This is a genomic window from Yersinia massiliensis (genome assembly GCF_003048255.1).
GTDB classification, from domain to species: domain Bacteria; phylum Pseudomonadota; class Gammaproteobacteria; order Enterobacterales; family Enterobacteriaceae; genus Yersinia; species Yersinia massiliensis_A.
On sequence record NZ_CP028487.1, the window covers coordinates 3,251,104 to 3,269,260 of the forward strand.

An 18,157-nucleotide genomic window follows, 5' to 3' on the forward strand; every position below is an offset into this window, starting at 1 on the left:
CATGAACAACCTTAATGTAATTATTGCTGATGACCATCCAATTGTTTTGTTTGGCATCCGAAAGTCACTGGAACAAATTGAATGGGTCAACGTTGTTGGGGAATTTGAAGACTCAACATCACTGATTAACAATTTGTCTAAGCTTGATGCCAACGTGTTAATTACCGACCTTTCCATGCCTGGAGACAAGTATGGCGATGGCATCACACTGATAAAATATATAAAACGTCATTATCCTGATTTAGCCATAATTGTTCTCACAATGAATAATAACCCCGCTATTCTCAGTTCCGTGTTGGACTTAGATATTGATGGGATTGTATTAAAGCAAGGTGCTCCAGCTGATTTACCTAAAGCTTTGGCAGCATTACAGAAAGGGAAGAAATTCACCCCTGAAAGTGTCGCCAAATTGCTCGAGAAGATTAGTGCTAATGGCTACGGTGATAAGCGTTTGTCACCTAAAGAAAGTGAAGTATTGCGGTTATTTGCTGAAGGTTTCTTAGTGACCGAGATAGCGAGAAAACTTAATCGTAGTATAAAAACTATTAGTAGTCAGAAGAAATCAGCGATGCTGAAACTAGGCGTCGATAATGATATTGCCCTGCTGAACTATCTTTCATCTGTCACGATCAGTCAGGTTAATAAAGAAGAATAGTGTTTCCTAAACCCAGTGTTGTTCGCAGTACTGGGTTCATTTATTTCCCCTCACCTATTCATTCAGGTTATTAATTAATCTTTTTCATTCCTAATATTATCCCCATGCTAACACCGCTGTAGCGCCAAGGACGAAGGGTTCAGCGTGAGCGCTGTCACTCTACATTGATAACCCAAAGTCATTGCCGATACAGCAAGGCAGCAAGCAAGTGAATCCCGATAAGCTTACTCATGTAAGTGATTCGGGTGAGCGAGTGCCGCTAACACCGCTGTAGTGCCAAGGACGAAGGGTTTAGCGTGAGCGCTGTCACTCTACATTGATAACCCAAAGTCATTGCCGATACAGCAAGGCAGCAAGCAAGTGAATCCCGATGAGCTTACTCATGTAAGTGATTCGGGTGAGCGAGTGCCGCTAACACCGCTGTAGCGCCAAGGACGAAGGGTTTAGCGTGAGCGCCGAACCTTATCACCGTAATACCGCATCATCTGCCGCAATGTATCTAGGGTAACAGGCTTAGATAAGCAGTTATCCATACCGGCTTCAAGGCAACGCTGCTTACTTTCCGCTAATGCATTTGCGGTGACGCCAATCACTGGCAAATGTTGATTCAACTGTCTTATACGCTGAGTAAGACGATAACCATCCATATTCGGCATATTGACGTCTGTCAGCACGATATCGATGTGATTACCACTTAGCACTGCTAACGCATCCAGCCCATCGTTCGCGGTCATGACCTGATAACCTAATGCGGTGAGCTGATCAGCCAGTAACCGACGATTGATTGGGTGATCATCCACCACCAGAATATGCATATCCGCATTATCATCCTGATTGGCTTTCGGTACGGGTAACTGTAATGTTGTATTTTCGACTACTTGGAGCCCTTCCAACAAAATGCGATCCAGTAGTGGAATAATTTCGAGCAGCGTAGACGAGCTCAACAACCAATAACCTGGGCGTGTCTCTTGCGGTAAGCCGATATGTTCAATGGATAGTTGAATCCATGTCGATGAGGGTGCGCTAATTTGTGGTAAGTAATCACAAACCAACACTTGGTTGCCCAAAGACTCATCAAAGCTGTAACGCCGTGCTGTCGCACCAAAATGGCCCAGTAGATCAGATAAATATTGCTCCAAGCGCGCATTACGAATATCCAACCATACTGTTTTTCCTTGCCAACGATCACTCTGCGGCAACACGGTACTATTGGCTTGAGACCGATTCTCGGCTAAATAAAGGGGAAGTCGGAAGGCAAAAATACTGCCCATCCCCAGTTCAGAAACTACTTCAACATCCCCGTCCATCAAGTTGATCAGTTTCTCACAAATAGCTAAGCCTAAACCGGTCCCTTGGAAGTGACGCTGTACACCTGTACCGCTCTGGAAGAAGGGATCAAAAAGCTGATTTACCTCGCGCGAATTAATCCCTACCCCTGTATCTCGAACCCTAAACTCCAAATAATCACCGCGAACCCGCACTTGTAGGATGATGCAGCCGGTATCGGTAAATTTAATAGCGTTATTCAGTAAGTTAGAAATAACTTGCTGCAGGCGAACCGGATCACCCATCATCATTCGTGGCACATTAGGCTCAATAAAGCAGTACAACCCTAGTTGTTTTTTCACCACCAAGGGTAGGTAATTTGCAGAGATGTGCGTTATCACTTCGACGGTAGAAAATTCACTTGGCTCAATTTTCAGTTGTTCAGATTCAATTTTAGAGAAGTCGAGTATGTCACTGATGATTTTCAGTAATAAGCCAGAGGAGTTATTCATCGCTGTCACCAACCGCTCAACTCCATGAGGGAGTTCTTTGGTTTGCAACAAATCAAGGTTACCAATGATCCCGTAGAGCGGGGTACGCAACTCATGGCTAACTGTGGCCAAAAACATCGATTTTGATTGACTGGCCTGTTCTGCTGCTGCGGCCATCTCTTGCAATGACTCTTCCATTTTGACGCGTGAACTGACATCCACCAGTACACAAATGGCCACATCCTCATTGCGGTAGCGAGAGTGAACAAAGCTAATTTGCAGATTATTATTATTACTGGTCATCACATCGACAAAATTCGCCTGCTGCTCACAGATTATTCGCGTAATACGTTCTCGGTCCTCATTTGTTAGCAAATTAATATAGTTATGCGCTAACTCATTACTCAGAATATTGGTTCCATCACTGATACGCAGGATAGAAATCCCCACAGGGGCTGAGGCCACAATTTTACGGTTGAACTGCTCATGCTCTTCCAGCCTCAAGGCGTTATCTTCCGCGGGGTGGAACATTTTCCGCTCAAACAACCAAGCTAAAGTGAAAATCACCACCGCAGAAAGAATATTTAGCAGTATTGCATTGAAAATCAATAATTTAATTGTTTCGATGATCGTTTTGACGGGTAAAGAATAAGTGATGCTTAGCGTTGAAGGCAGCAAATTCTTTTTCAGAATTAGATCATTATAATCATCAACATAGCCAAAATAAGAGGCGCTATCGGGGTAGTTATCCAATATTGAAGCATGACGCTCACCTGTGGCCAACTGCAAAACAGGCACATTATCCTGATCCAGCAAGGTCACACCGATCGGTAGCGGCCCAGAAGAAATAAAATCTTCTAGGCGAATCGTTTGTTCAGTACCAATAAACGCTTCTAATTTGTTGCCCACATAAAGCGGGCTAAAAACATACAGTGTACCAATCTCAGGGCGAACCCCAGGAACCACCCAATAAAACGCGTCATCTTTATCCTGATTGTCCGCATCCTTATAGCTTAAGATATGTTCATTCAATGACTTAAGTAGATTTTCTTGGTCCATTGGCGTGCTACGAATATCGAAATCCACCATGCACAATGTGTCGCTGCCAATAAAGAAAATGCGGTTGAGATCATATGCAGCAGCAAAGTTTTCTTTCCAAAACAGGATAAGATTGCTGAGTGAGTTTAGTGACGAGTAGCGAGATGAACTGAGTGCCGCACAATCTGCATCTTGATTGAGGGGGTAAAATTTGGGGGCTGTTTTATTTTTGATGAACGCACCCGACGCAATATCACTGCTCGCGGTGTCATGCTTTAACCTGTTCTCTGCCATATACTTAATATCACGGATAATGTCTGAAGAGTGTCTGAAGAAGCTCTGTGCCAACTCAAAGTTAGTATTATACTCCTGACGAATATCAGATTTTTTCTCATTCAAAATGTTCAGGAGATAAAATGTCGTCAGTAATGCTCCCAGCGACCATAGCATGATAGCCAATACCCGAAAGAGGTAGCGGGAGATTTTTAGTGTCGTGCGAAATGAAGAAAGATATTTCAAACTGATACCTGGTCGAGCATCGCCGGAGAGGCTGCGTGGTTGACAGAATACACTACCCATAACACATAAAAAAGCCAGCACGACGGCTGGCTTTTGTTTTCGTTCTTTTAGCTTAGTGACTGTGCGTTATGCATTGTCATCTTCAGCGTCGGCATCAGAATCGTCTTCTGGCGCGTTAGGTGTGGTGTTTTCATCACCGCCCTCTTCACCTTCCAAAGATTCACCTTCTAGGATGTCATCATCCTCTTCAGGTTCTGCGACACGTTGCAGACCGACCACATGCTCATCTTCCGCAGTACGGATAAGCGTCACACCTTGGGTATTACGACCCACAATGCTCACTTCCGACACGCGAGTACGAACCAAGGTGCCAGCATCAGTAATCATCATGATTTGATCGGTTGGTGCGACCTGAACAGCACCGACAACCTTACCATTACGCTCACTGACTTTAATGGAGATAACCCCCTGAGTCGCACGGGACTTCGTTGGATATTCTTCCACCGCAGTACGTTTACCGTAACCGTTTTCAGTCACGGTTAAGATTTCGCCATCACCACGAGGGATAATCAGAGAGATAACTCGATCATCGCCATTAAGGTTGATACCACGGACACCCGTCGCGGTACGGCCCATCGAACGAACCTGCGTTTCTGGGAAGCGAACCACTTTGCCCAATGCAGAGAACAGCATCACTTCGTTGCTGCCATCCGTCAGATCCACGCCAATCAGCTCATCGCCTTCGTTCAGATTAACGGCAATAATACCGGCACTGCGTGGGCGGCTGAACTCGGTCAATGCGGTTTTCTTCACAGTACCACTGGCGGTAGCCATAAAGATGTGGCGACCTTCTTCGTATTCCCGTACTGGCAGAATAGCGGTGATACGCTCATTCGGCTCAAGCGGCAACAAGTTGACGATCGGGCGACCACGTGCGCCACGGCTGGCTTCCGGCAACTGATAGACCTTCATCCAATAGAGGCGGCCACGGCTGGAGAAGCACAAAATGGTATCGTGGGTGTTGGCAACCAGCAGACGATCAATGAAGTCTTCTTCTTTGATACGCGCGGCCGATTTGCCTTTACCACCACGGCGCTGAGCTTCGTAATCCGTCAGCGGTTGATATTTGACGTAACCCTGATGGGATAACGTCACAACCACATCTTCCTGATTAATCAGATCTTCGATGTTGATATCAGAGGTATTAGCGGTGATTTCAGTACGACGTGCATCGTTATACTGCTCTTTAATCGCCACTAGCTCTTCGCGGATCACTTCCATCAAGCGCTCTGGGTTTTCCAGAATAAAGATCAGTTCACCAATTAAGGTCAGCAGCTCTTTATACTCATCCAGCAGTTTTTCATGCTCTAGGCCAGTCAGTTTCTGCAAACGCAGATCCAAAATCGCCTGAGCCTGTTGCTCGGTGAGGTAATACTTGCCATCGCGAATACCGAATTCTGCTTCAAGCCATTCTGGGCGAGCAGCATCATTACCGGCGCGTTCCAACATGGCCGCAACGTTACCTAACTCCCACGGGCTAGCAATCAAGCCCGCTTTGGCTTCCGCTGGCGTCGCTGCACGGCGAATCAATTCGATAATCGGATCGATGTTAGCCAATGCAATGGCTAGCGCTTCAAGGATATGCGCGCGATCACGTGCTTTACGCAGTTCAAAAATAGTCCTGCGTGTCACCACTTCACGGCGATGGCGCACAAAGGCGACCAGAATGTCCTTCAGATTAAGCAATTTAGGCTGCCCTTGAGACAGAGCCACCATATTGATACCGAAAGTCACCTGCAATTGCGTTAGTGAATAGAGGTTGTTGAGCACCACTTCACCGACCGCATCGCGTTTGATTTCAATCACGATACGCATGCCGTCTTTATCCGACTCATCACGTAACGCGCTGATGCCTTCAACACGCTTTTCTTTTACCAGCTCGGCGATTTTTTCAATCAACCGCGCCTTATTCACCTGATACGGGATCTCGTGAACAATGATAGTTTCACGGCCCGTTTTTGCGTCAGCTTCAACTTCAGCACGGGCACGGATATATACCTTGCCACGGCCAGTACGATAGGCTTCTTCGATACCACGACGACCATTGATTATCGCAGCAGTGGGGAAGTCTGGCCCAGGGATATACTCCATCAGCCCTTCGATGCTGATGTTTTCATCTTCGATGTAAGCCAAACAGCCATCAATAACCTCAGAAAGGTTATGTGGCGGAATATTGGTTGCCATCCCGACGGCGATACCTGACGAACCATTCACCAATAGGTTAGGGATGCGCGTAGGCATAACGGCAGGGATCTGCTCAGTGCCATCGTAGTTTGGCACGTAGTCGACGGTTTCTTTTTCTAAATCCGCTAACAATTCGTGAGCAATTTTAGACATACGGATTTCGGTATAACGCATCGCTGCGGCGGAGTCGCCATCAACGGAACCGAAGTTACCCTGCCCATCCACCAGCATATATCGCAGTGAGAACGGCTGGGCCATACGCACGATTGTGTCGTAGACCGCGCTGTCACCATGCGGGTGATATTTACCGATAACGTCCCCAACTACACGGGCCGATTTTTTGTATGGTTTATTCCAGTCATTGCCCAGTACATTCATCGCGAACAGTACGCGACGGTGAACCGGCTTCAGTCCATCCCGGACATCTGGTAAAGCACGTCCGACAATAACGGACATCGCATAATCCAGATAGGAGCTTTTCAGCTCTTCCTCGATGTTGACCGGTGTTATTTCTCTGGCAAGGTCGCTCATTGAGCCGCTATCCCTCTACTAATTACCGGATTTAAAGGTACGAAACTATATCACAAAACCCAAATTTTGGCGAAACTACATTACGCTAGCGACAATCTCCCTGATGCTCGGGACAAACTGCAGGACACCTCAGTCATAGACACAAAACTGCCCCTATTGATAGGGAACATGTATAATCCGCGCAAAGAAACAGAACAGTGAGAATTCTTCATGCGCGCAGAGACCCCGACTCCTCATCATAATGTCGACGAGCAAGAGATCGCTAAATTTGAAGCCGTTGCTTCCCGCTGGTGGGATTTGGAAGGTGAGTTTAAGCCTCTCCATCGTATTAATCCCCTGCGTCTGGACTATATTTTGCAGCGCTCCGGCGGCATCTTCGGTAAGAACGTATTAGACGTCGGTTGCGGTGGCGGTATTCTGGCAGAAAGCATGGCACATGAAGGCGCAAACGTCACAGGGTTGGATATGGGCTATGAACCCTTGCAAGTGGCTCGTCTGCATGCGCTGGAAACCGGTGCCAAACTGGATTATGTGCAAGAAACGGTGGAGCATCATGCAGAAAAATACCCGCAACATTACGATGTCGTGACCTGTATGGAGATGCTTGAGCACGTACCCGATCCGGCTTCCGTTATCCGTGCCTGCGCGCAATTGGTCAAGCCGGGTGGGCATGTGTTCTTTTCAACCATTAATCGTAATACCAAATCTTGGTTGATGGCTGTCGTCGGCGCGGAATACGTTCTGAAAATGGTACCGAAAGGCACTCATGATTCGAAAAAGTTTATTCGCCCTTCAGAACTCATCGGCTGGGTGGATAAAACCTCATTGCTGGAACGCCACATTATCGGGTTGCACTACAATCCGCTGACAGACCACTTTAAGCTGGGCCGTAACGTCGATGTCAACTACATGGTACATACTCAGCGAGACAGCCAGTAATTGACCTTCATCATTGGCGCTCTTGCGCCAAATCGTAGCGCCAATGATGTTTGTCCCATGGTTCAAATACGGGCTCATGAGTGACGCTAAGATGTACCCATTTATGACTTTATACACCGTCAAGCAGAAAATCGAGCAGAAACGGTTTTTTTAAGCAATAAAAGCGATAAGTAATACTGTTTTTTTCTAATGTTTAATAAACCGTCAAACGATCAAATTTTTAAGATTTTCAGTAAAATCTTATCCCCTAGATCACAGGGAGGTAAGCGCCAGTCATGGCGCAGCCTGAGAGCATTTCGTAACAATTCACCCCCAAGTTATCCACACAATTATCCGATCTTGTTCACTTGCTAAAAGATACAATACTCACTATCTTGTTATCTAACCAACACCCACCCCCTATATATTGTGTTTACATACTGAACAATGACACTACTCGCTGTCTGATAATTCAGCGTGCTATTGGCATGGTTAACAGGACATGAACACATGGAAGGTAAAAGATCACATGAACCAAAGTCTACTTGTTACTAAACGTGATGGCAGCAAAGAGCGCATCAATTTGGATAAAATCCACCGCGTCATCGACTGGGCTGCGGAAGGTTTGCATAACGTCTCAGTATCTCAAGTAGAATTGCGTTCGCACATTCAGTTTTATGATGGTATTAAAACGGCCGATATCCATGAAACCATCATCAAAGCCGCAGCAGATCTGATCTCCCGTGACGCGCCAGATTATCAATATTTAGCCGCGCGTCTGGCGATTTTCCATCTGCGTAAAAAAGCCTACGGCCAGTTTGAACCACCAAAACTCTTCGCCCATGTGACGAAGATGGTGGAAATGGGTAAATACGACAAACATCTGCTGGAAGATTACACCGCAGACGATTTCGAACAGATGGACACTTTCATCGACCATTGGCGCGACATGAACTTCTCTTACGCTGCGGTTAAGCAGTTAGAAGGCAAGTATCTGGTACAAAACCGTGTCAGCGGCGAGATCTATGAAAGTGCCCAATTCCTGTACATGCTGGTTTCTGCTTGCCTGTTCTCGGGCTACCCACGCGAAACACGGATGGATTACATCAAGCGTTTCTATGATGCCATTTCGACGTTTAAAATTTCGCTGCCAACGCCGATTATGTCTGGCGTTCGTACCCCTACCCGCCAGTTCAGTTCTTGCGTATTGATTGAGTGCGGTGACAGTCTGGATTCTATCAATGCGACGTCCAGCGCCATCGTGAAATATGTGTCGCAACGTGCTGGTATCGGTATCAATGCGGGCCGTATCCGTGCACTGGGTAGCCCAATTCGTGGTGGTGAAGCCTTCCATACTGGCTGTATCCCGTTCTACAAACACTTCCAGACGGCGGTAAAATCCTGTTCTCAGGGCGGCGTGCGTGGTGGTGCAGCGACATTATTCTACCCAATGTGGCATCTAGAAGTTGAAAGCCTGCTGGTGCTGAAAAACAACCGTGGGGTTGAAGGCAACCGCGTTCGTCATATGGATTACGGCGTACAAATCAACAAACTGATGTATCAGCGTTTGGTGAAAGGCGAAGATATCACCCTGTTCAGCCCGTCCGATGTTCCAGGGCTATATGACGCGTTCTTTGCCGATCAGGACGAGTTCGAGCGCCTTTATGTCAAATATGAGCAAGACAGCAGTATCCGTAAGCAACGTGTAAAAGCAGTTGAGCTTTTCTCTCTGATGATGCAAGAGCGCGCCTCTACTGGCCGCATCTATATTCAGAACGTGGATCACTGCAATACGCATAGCCCATTTGATCCGAAGATTGCGCCGGTACGCCAGTCAAACCTGTGTCTGGAAATAGCGTTGCCGACTAAGCCGTTGAATGACATCAACGACGAGAACGGTGAAATCGCACTCTGCACATTGTCAGCATTCAACTTAGGCGCCATCGATAGCCTAGATGATTTAGAAGACTTGGCAGTTCTGGCCGTTCGCGCGCTGGATGCATTGCTCGATTATCAAGATTACCCTATCGCAGCGGCAAAACGTGGTGCCATGGGCCGCCGTACCTTGGGTATCGGTGTGATTAACTTTGCTTACTATCTGGCGAAGAACGGCGTGCGTTATTCTGATGGCAGCGCAAATAACCTGACTCACCGCACTTTTGAAGCGATTCAATATTACTTGTTGAAAGCCTCAAACGCGCTGGCCCGTGAGCAAGGGGCTTGCCAGTGGTTTAACGAAACCACTTATTCACAGGGTATTTTGCCGATCGATACCTACAAAAAAGATTTGGATACCATCAGCGACGAACCTTTGCATTACGACTGGGAAACGCTGCGTAAAGACATTCAGACCCATGGCCTGCGTAACTCAACGTTGTCTGCGTTGATGCCATCTGAGACTTCATCGCAAATCTCCAATGCCACCAACGGCATTGAGCCGCCGCGCGGTTATGTCAGCATCAAAGCGTCCAAAGATGGTATTCTGCGTCAGGTTGTCCCTGAGTATGAGCGCCTGAAAGAGGCTTACGAATTGCTGTGGGATATGCCGAATAACGACGGTTACCTGCAACTGGTCGGCTTGATGCAGAAATTCGTTGATCAGGCGATTTCAGCGAATACCAATTACGATCCAACCCGCTTCCCATCCGGTAAAGTACCGATGAAGCAGTTGTTGAAAGACTTGCTGACTACCTATAAGTTTGGCGTCAAAACCCTTTACTATCAAAACACCCGCGACGGTGCTGATGATGTGCAGGAAGATATTCAAAGCCAGCCGGGTGACGACGACTGCGAAGGCGGTGCATGTAAGATCTGATTTAGCATTCTGGCCATCCACCGGCGTGAGGCGTGTCAATACGCCCCCGCCGGTGGATGATTCATTTTGATTTTTATCCCTTCTTACTGGGTATGGTAGATCATCTCCGGCAATATCCAGTAAGCAGGCATAAGGGCCTTTCTTCATTTGCCCTTTTCTCCCCCTGAGGAAATCATGGCCTATACCACTTTTTCACAGAATAAAAACAATCAGTTACTCGAACCCATGTTCTTTGGTCAAAGCGTCAACGTGGCGCGTTTCGATCAGCAAAAACACGCTATATTCGAAAAACTGATTGAGAAACAGCTCTCTTTCTTCTGGCGTCCAGAAGAGATTGACGTCTCACGTGATCGCATCGATTACAACGCACTGCCTGAGCACGAGAAACACATTTTTATCAGCAATCTGAAATATCAAACCTTGCTGGACTCCATTCAGGGCCGCAGCCCGAACGTGGCTTTATTGCCGCTGATTTCAATTCCGGAGTTAGAAACTTGGGTCGAAACTTGGTCGTTCTCTGAAACCATTCACTCTCGTTCTTACACGCACATCATTCGTAATATCGTTAACGATCCATCCATCGTTTTCGATGATATCGTGACCAACGAAGAGATCCTCAAGCGCGCAAAAGATATCTCCGCGTATTATGACGATCTGATTGAAATGACAAGTTACTACCATCTGCTGGGTGAAGGCTCCCATCAGGTCAACGGTAAAACAGTCGTGGTCAATCTGCGCGAATTGAAAAAACAGCTTTATCTGTGTTTGATGAGCGTCAATGCGCTTGAAGCAATTCGTTTCTACGTCAGTTTTGCCTGCTCATTTGCCTTTGCTGAGCGCGAACTGATGGAAGGCAACGCCAAAATCATCAAAATGATCGCCCGCGATGAAGCTCTTCATCTGACCGGCACCCAGCATATTCTTAATTTGATGCGCTCCGGTGAAGACGATCCAGAGATGGCTGAAATTGCTGAAGAGTGCCAGCAACAGTGCTACGACTTATTCGTCTTGGCGGCACAACAAGAAAAAGAGTGGGCTGAATATCTGTTCCGTGACGGTTCCATGATTGGTTTGAATAAAGAAATCCTGTGCCAATACGTTGAATATATTACTAATATTCGCATGCAGGCCGTGGGCCTTGGTGTACCGTTTAACACCCGCACTAACCCCATTCCATGGATCAACTCTTGGCTCGTATCTGATAACGTGCAAGTGGCTCCGCAAGAAGTTGAAGTCAGTTCCTATTTGGTGGGTCAGATTGATTCTGAAATCAACGCCGATGATCTGAGTGATTTTGAGCTGTAAGCCATGACATTGATGTCCAGTAAATATAGGGATGGGCTGAGTCAAAATAGTCAGCAGCCTGATGGTCGTCTCTTGCAAAACCGCATGACTGTGACGCTAAGCCATACCGGCGCTCAACTTAGTTGTCCTGCGGATAGCTGCAATTTGCTGGAAACCCTCGAGCGCCATCAGGTGCAGATTGAGTACCAATGCCGCTCGGGCTATTGTGGCTCTTGCCGCTTGCGCTTACTCAAAGGGGAAGTGTGCTATTCACAGCAACCCTTGGCGTTTATTCAGCCAAACGAAATCCTGCCCTGCTGCTGCCAGCCGCTGGGTGATATTGAAATCGAGCTTTAACTCACGGTTCTTCATAGGGATAACAGATGAACACAAAAACAATCTTAGCCGCCTGCTTGTTTATGGCAACCTCCGCTAGCGCACTGGCAGAGACACCAAAGCCGCTTAATCAGCAGCAACCACTAGAGAAAATCGCGCCTTACCCAGCACCTGATAAAGGCATGACTCGGCAGGTCATCTTCCTTGAGCCGCAGCAAGATGAAACACGTTTCAAAGTGGAATTGCTGATCGGGAAAACGTTAGAAGTTGACTGTAATCGCCATATGCTTGGCGGTAATCTGGAAACCAGAACCTTATCAGGTTGGGGCTTCGACTATCTGGTGATGGATAAGATATCTGAGCCTGCTTCAACCATGATGGCGTGCCCAGATAATAGCCGTCACCCGCAATTTATCGCCGCTAACCTCGGCGATGCCGCCATGCAGCGCTATAATAGCCGCCTACCGATTGTGGTGTATGTGCCACAAGGCGTGGACGTGAAATACCGTATTTGGGAAGCGGGCGAAGAAGTCAGAAACGCAGTGGTGAAATAGTCGCTCATAACGCAAGATTAAAATAGGCGGATAATGGGGCAGTCTAGTGGGCGTATAAACCTATACAACGTCTAAATTGGACATAAAAGGCACCGATTAATTTTGGTGCCTTTTTTATTAAGGCCGAGTTGCTTTCACTACAAAATCTCAATCACTTCCAGCCAGCCGTGTTGCCCACAAACAGGGCGACCTTTTAGCCAACGGCGCAACATATCCAACGCCAGCATGGCACTGCTCTCCTGACGAACCCGTAACCCGTGGCGACTCGCCTGATAACGAATCGTCTGGGCAAATGTTCCCTCAGGTGTGTGCAAGGCGACACTCAAACAATCATTTTGCATCGCACTCACTGCGAGCACCAATTGCGCCCCACACAACATCGATAATGATTGCGCGCGGCTGGCCACCTCAGTCAATGGCTCCTGACAGTGCGCAGGTAGCAGTTCGCCGCCCACCAGCGGCACAGCCGCGCTCTGTAACTGCCAATGCATCAACCCGCCAGTAAATTGCTCGCTCACGGCCAGCAGCAAGCCACGTTGCGTTAATTGCTCCGCTAACCATGCCGGTAAACCCTGAGTGCCTTCAAATATCGCGCTGTCACCCACAATCTCCCTAACCTGTTGCCACACCTGTTCCATCTCGGACTTCGCCGACGCAGGGCCAGTCAGCTTCAGTTCAATAATAGGAGCAGATGAACGATAACCGATTACCGCGCCTTCAGGCAGCGGTAGCGGCTCAAGCTCGAGCGCTAAGTCACTTTCTGACCGACCAAAAGTCGTCATACGTAAGCATAAAGGAGGCTCAGCCACATCAAAGTGTTGATGCAAACGCGGCATGATCTGTTGCTCTACCATCACTTTGAATTCTGACGGCACGCCTGGGGTGAAAAACATCAGGCATTTATTTAGCTTTAATGCGAATCCACAAGCCGTACCGACGGGGTTATCCAGCATTTCTGCATTGGCTGGAATATGAGCCTGCTTGCGGTTAGTCGATGACATCACCCGGCCACGTTCCTGAAAGAAGGCCTCCATGCGTGCAATCCACTCTGGATGCTCAATCAGCTCGGTGCCCGCAGCACGCGCCGCGGCTAAAGCGCTCAGGTCATCACTGGTTGGCCCAAGCCCACCGTTCACAATCAATACATCGGCAACTTGGCTCCGTTCTGTTAGCACCTCGATCAGTGCTGAGAGTGAATCACCCACGGTTTCCCGACTGCTGATTGGCAATCCCTGATTAAATAAGTAATCCGCCAACCACGCCGCGTTAGTATCAATAATCTGCCCATGCAGCACTTCATCTCCGGTACTCAACATCTCAACTCTAATCATTTTTTTCTCCGTTGATCCCCATAAGAACCACTTTATGAATCCCAACCTCTAAACACAATCATTTCCCGTCAGGCGGAATAAATAACCACATCAAAGATGCTATTTTACCCTGCCAAAAATTCGTAACGATATCTTTACATAAGTCGTAACGGTGATTTGACACAAACAGGCCAATCCACTACCCTGCTGCACTCAATAATTCCAATAAAATGTTATGTAGTAGAGGAAAGCGTGAAGAATCGCACTCTGGGCAGTATATTTATCGTTGCAGGCACGACGATTGGTGCAGGAATGTTAGCGATGCCGTTGGCGGCCGCAGGTGTGGGTTTTGGTGTCACCCTTGCGATGCTAATTTCTCTTTGGATATTAATGTGTTACACCGCTTTATTGTTGGTTGAAGTTTATCAACATGAGGCGGCAGATACGGGGCTTGGCACCCTAGCGAAGCGCTATCTTGGCAATCGGGGGCAGTGGCTCACCGGTTTCAGCATGATGTTTTTGATGTATGCACTCACTGCCGCCTATATCAGCGGTGCAGGTGAGTTATTGGCAACCAGTATCAGTCAATGGACGCAACAGTCATTCCCCACCTCGCTCGGGGTATTGCTGTTCACGGTAGTGGCCGGCGGCGTCGTTTGCATCGGCACCCATTCAGTCGACCTTTTCAATCGCATCTTATTTAGCGCCAAAATTATCTTCTTGATTGCGATGTTGGCTCTGATGATGCCACACATTGAAAAGACCAATTTATTAACGCTGCCGCTGGAGCAAGGGCTGGCGCTGTCTGCCATACCCGTTATTTTTACCTCATTTGGCTTCCATGGCAGTGTGCCGAGCATCGTCAATTATATGGGCGGCAATATCCGTAAGCTACGTTGGGTGTTTATCATCGGCAGTGCAATCCCACTGATTGCTTATATCTTCTGGCAGTTGACCACGCTAGGAGCGATATCGTCTCATACCTTTGTCGGGATCCTAGCCCAACAAGCGGGGCTAAACGGTTTATTGCAAGCTGTGCGCGATGTTGTCGCCTCGCCCCACGTTGAGTTAGCCGTTCACCTCTTTGCTGACTTAGCGCTCGCGACCTCGTTTCTGGGGGTGGCATTGGGGCTGTTTGATTATCTGGCCGATTTGTTTAAGCGCCGTAACTCAGTCCGTGGCCGCCTACAAACGGGTGTGATTACATTTACACCTCCCCTGCTATTTGCGCTGTTCTACCCTCGCGGTTTTATTATGGCGCTGGGGTTTGCCGCCGTTGCGTTGTCGGTTTTAGCCTTAATTCTGCCGGCAATGCTGGCGTGGAAAGCCCGTAAAATCCATCAAGGTCATTATCGTGTCTGGGGTGGGAAACCTGCACTGGCGGCGGTATTTGCTTGCGGTGTGGTGGTGATTGGCATTCAGGTCGGTATTGTCACCGGCGCATTACCGGCAGTCGGATAGTTAAATAGTTAAATCGGTTTTCATCAATAATAAGGGCGCCTCTAGAGCGCCCTTATTCATTCATCAGAAACTATCTGGCATGTTCATCTAACGTTATTAGCGCCGCTAACTCCCCACGCAGCCAAGGCAATCATTAGAAGTTTAAGCCCGCGCCGATGTAAACCCCATCTGCGACACGGTTATCGCGTTTGCCGTCTTTGCCTTCCATATTGATATAGCGGTAGCCGACATCAACAGTCAGTGGACGGAAAACATTCCAGCGCACGCCGCCGTTAGCTTCGCTATAGGATTTCATGCCACTGGTTAGCTCTTCTGGTGAGAAATAGCCTTCACCATACAGGGTGAAAGATTTGTTGATTGGGTACGTTAATCCACCACCAATGGCGACAGCGCCGCCGCTACTACCATCTTCTGGTGACATATAAATGCCTTTACCGCCTACGGTCGCCATCATCGGGCCAATAGGGAGATTAAAACCTAACCCCATCCCATAGATATCACCGTCATGGTCACTGCGCGCCCAGTTGCCACTGATCGCCAAACCGCCAGTATTTGTCCCTAGACCAAAACCTAAGTTGGTGTAATGACGCCCTGTTTCAGCGTTAAAACTCACAGCACTGGCAGAACCGGCCACAAACAACAGACCCGCAGCACAGGCGATTAAATGCTTATTCATATTATTCTCTCATTATTCATGATGTCACCCGTGAGCTAATCCCAGCTAACAGGTTTCCCTGCGTCGAGTTTAACCGAAAAAAAACACCTTAAACACACGGAAAAAGCGAATAAATAGCGCAGTATTTCAAATGATTGTAAATATCCATTTGATAGAAGCCCTTTATGTTAACAATGGTAATGATAAGGCGTACCTATTTGCTGAATGGCCGCAATAAAGCTACAACTAGTGTGGAGATCAATGAATGACCCCCGGTTGTTGTTTAAATTATTATCTTGTCAATCAGGCTTTTGACGAAATCTAATGCTTTTGAGCACCCGAGAAATCAGTCAATTCAATAGCAATAATGGAGAGAATGATGAGCAAAAAGAAAGGATTAACCACTGCAGCGGGCGCGCCCGTTGTTGATAATAATAATGTCGTGACGGCTGGTCGCCGTGGCCCCATGCTTCTGCAAGATGTTTGGTTCCTGGAGAAGCTGGCCCACTTTGACCGTGAAGTGATCCCTGAGCGCCGTATGCATGCGAAAGGTTCGGGTGCTCACGGAACGTTTACCGTCACTCATGACATCACAAAATACACTCGAGCAAAAATTTTCGCTGAAATTGGCAAGCAAACCGAGATGTTTGTTCGCTTCTCGACAGTCGCCGGTGAACGTGGCGCTGCTGATGCAGAACGTGATATCCGCGGCTTTGCCATGAAATATTATACCGAGGAAGGCAACTGGGATTTAGTCGGTAATGATACGCCAGTGTTCTATTTACGTGACCCGCTAAAATTCCCTGACCTGAACCACGTCGTTAAACGCGATCCACGTACTAACTTGCGTAACCCTATCTATAAATGGGATTTCTTCTCCCAACTGCCAGAATCACTACACCAGCTCACCATCGATTTCAGTGACCGTGGCCTACCGAAGTCCTATCGTCATATGCATGGTTTCGGCAGCCATACCTTCAGCTTTATCAATGCCAACAATGAGCGTTTCTGGGTTAAGTTCCATTTCCGCTGCCAGCAAGGCATTGAAAATCTTATGGATGACGAGGCTGAAAAACTGGTTGGTATGGATCGTGAAAGTTCCCAGCGTGATTTGTACGAAGCCATTGAGCATGGCGACTTCCCACGTTGGAACCTACAAATTCAGGTGATGCCTGAGCATGAAGCCTCCCAGACGCCGTATAACCCATTTGATTTGACTAAAGTGTGGCCACACGGTGACTATCCACTGATTGATGTGGGTTTCTTCGAGCTAAACCGCAATCCAGAAAACTATTTTGCTGAAGTTGAACAAGCCTCTTTCAACCCTGCCAACGTAGTGCCAGGTGTCAGTTTCTCTCCTGACCGTATGTTGCAAGGCCGTCTGTTCTCCTACGGTGATGCTGCACGCTATCGTTTGGGCGTGAACCATCATCAAATTCCGGTGAACAGTGCGAAATGTCCGTTCCACAATTACCATCGTGATGGCGCAATGCGGGTTGACGGTAACAGTGGTAATGGTGCGACTTACGAGCCAAACAGTTTTGGCCTGTTCCAAGAGCAGCCTGATTTTAGCGAGCCACCATTGACGTTAGAAGGTGCGGCGGATCACTGGAATCACCGTGAAGATACCGATTATTTCTCCCAACCAAGGGCGCTGTTTAATTTGCTGAGTGCAGAAGAGCATCAGCGGATGTTTGCCCGTATTGCCGGTGAGTTATCACAGGTGCCGGAAGAGATTCAACGCCGTCAGGTTGCGTTGTTTAGTCAGGTTCATCCGGATTATGGTGATGGGGTGAAGAAGGCCTTGGGGTTAAATTAAGGTTTGATTTTTTGTTTGTTTGTGGCCCCTCTTAGGAGGGGCTTTTTTAGTTTAGTGATCGGTTCGGTTGTTATTGCTTCAGTGTTCTCCTTAGCTCTGATGCCTCAACCGCCAAATGGGCCATGAGCGTGGCCCCTTTGGATACCCGCGCTTGCGCACGCATCGCTTGCCTGCTTTGCAGGTTCCCTCACTCATCGTTTCGGCTGACGGACGGCTTTATTCGCATCCCTGCTCATCACGCCTAAAACGGGCGTCCTGCCC

Annotated in this window: 12 protein-coding genes; 8 read left to right on the plus strand and 4 right to left on the minus strand. The window is 47.8% G+C overall.

Annotated features, from left to right (window positions below; translation table 11 throughout):
- Position 1: 1 nt before the first annotated feature.
- Positions 2 to 655, plus strand: coding sequence for a response regulator transcription factor RcsB (gene rcsB, locus DA391_RS15105; protein ID WP_019209364.1), 654 nt, complete (start codon positions 2 to 4; stop codon positions 653 to 655).
- Between the two features lie 443 nt (positions 656 to 1,098).
- Here the strand turns inward: rcsB and rcsC are convergent, their stop codons facing one another.
- Positions 1,099 to 3,969, minus strand: a complete 2,871-nt coding sequence (gene rcsC, locus DA391_RS15110; RefSeq protein WP_108088289.1) for a two-component system sensor histidine kinase RcsC — start codon at positions 3,967 to 3,969, stop codon at positions 1,099 to 1,101.
- Positions 3,970 to 4,095: 126 nt separating this feature from the next.
- On the minus strand, positions 4,096 to 6,744 hold the full coding sequence (gyrA, locus tag DA391_RS15115; RefSeq protein WP_050081347.1) for a DNA topoisomerase (ATP-hydrolyzing) subunit A: 2,649 nt from the start codon (positions 6,742 to 6,744) through the stop codon (positions 4,096 to 4,098).
- Between the two features lie 210 nt (positions 6,745 to 6,954).
- Here gyrA and ubiG point away from each other — a divergent pair, with 210 nt between their 5' ends.
- The 5 genes from ubiG to eco all read left to right on the plus strand — a co-directional run bounded on the left by ubiG (position 6,955) and on the right by eco (position 12,651).
- Entirely contained in the window at positions 6,955 to 7,683 is a 729-nt protein-coding gene (gene ubiG, locus DA391_RS15120; protein ID WP_050081346.1) for a bifunctional 2-polyprenyl-6-hydroxyphenol methylase/3-demethylubiquinol 3-O-methyltransferase UbiG, read from the plus strand.
- Between the two features lie 508 nt (positions 7,684 to 8,191).
- The gene (gene nrdA / locus DA391_RS15125; protein ID WP_050081345.1) at positions 8,192 to 10,477 is read left to right on the plus strand and encodes a class 1a ribonucleoside-diphosphate reductase subunit alpha; all 2,286 of its coding nucleotides are present in this window, start codon (positions 8,192 to 8,194) and stop codon (positions 10,475 to 10,477) included.
- 174 nt (positions 10,478 to 10,651) lie between these two features.
- Positions 10,652 to 11,782 (plus strand): class Ia ribonucleoside-diphosphate reductase subunit beta, encoded by a 1,131-nt coding sequence (gene nrdB / locus DA391_RS15130; protein WP_019209359.1) that lies wholly within the window; start codon positions 10,652 to 10,654, stop codon positions 11,780 to 11,782.
- Between the two features lie 84 nt (positions 11,783 to 11,866).
- A complete protein-coding gene (gene yfaE / locus DA391_RS15135) occupies positions 11,867 to 12,118 on the plus strand; it encodes a class I ribonucleotide reductase maintenance protein YfaE (RefSeq protein ID WP_050081475.1) in 252 nt (83 codons plus the stop codon).
- A gap of 26 nt (positions 12,119 to 12,144) precedes the next feature.
- Positions 12,145 to 12,651 carry a serine protease inhibitor ecotin gene (gene eco / locus DA391_RS15140; protein ID WP_108087925.1) on the plus strand — a complete coding sequence of 169 codons (507 nt, stop codon included), beginning with the start codon at positions 12,145 to 12,147 and terminating at the stop codon, positions 12,649 to 12,651.
- Between the two features lie 137 nt (positions 12,652 to 12,788).
- Here eco and DA391_RS15145 read toward each other — a convergent pair whose 3' ends face one another.
- A complete protein-coding gene (locus DA391_RS15145) occupies positions 12,789 to 13,982 on the minus strand; it encodes a nicotinamide mononucleotide deamidase-related protein YfaY (protein ID WP_108087926.1) in 1,194 nt (397 codons plus the stop codon).
- Positions 13,983 to 14,213: 231 nt separating this feature from the next.
- On the opposite strand from DA391_RS15145, the gene tyrP reads away from it, so the two are divergent.
- Positions 14,214 to 15,422 (plus strand): tyrosine transporter TyrP, encoded by a 1,209-nt coding sequence (gene tyrP / locus DA391_RS15150; protein WP_050081343.1) that lies wholly within the window; start codon positions 14,214 to 14,216, stop codon positions 15,420 to 15,422.
- A gap of 133 nt (positions 15,423 to 15,555) precedes the next feature.
- On the opposite strand, the gene DA391_RS15155 is transcribed toward tyrP, so the two are convergent.
- Positions 15,556 to 16,098, minus strand: a complete 543-nt coding sequence (locus DA391_RS15155; RefSeq protein ID WP_050081342.1) for a YfaZ family protein — start codon at positions 16,096 to 16,098, stop codon at positions 15,556 to 15,558.
- A 358-nt stretch (positions 16,099 to 16,456) separates the two neighbouring features.
- On the opposite strand from DA391_RS15155, the gene DA391_RS15160 reads away from it, so the two are divergent.
- On the plus strand, positions 16,457 to 17,896 hold the full coding sequence (locus DA391_RS15160; protein WP_172986940.1) for a catalase: 1,440 nt from the start codon (positions 16,457 to 16,459) through the stop codon (positions 17,894 to 17,896).
- The last annotated feature ends 261 nt before the right edge of the window (positions 17,897 to 18,157 follow it).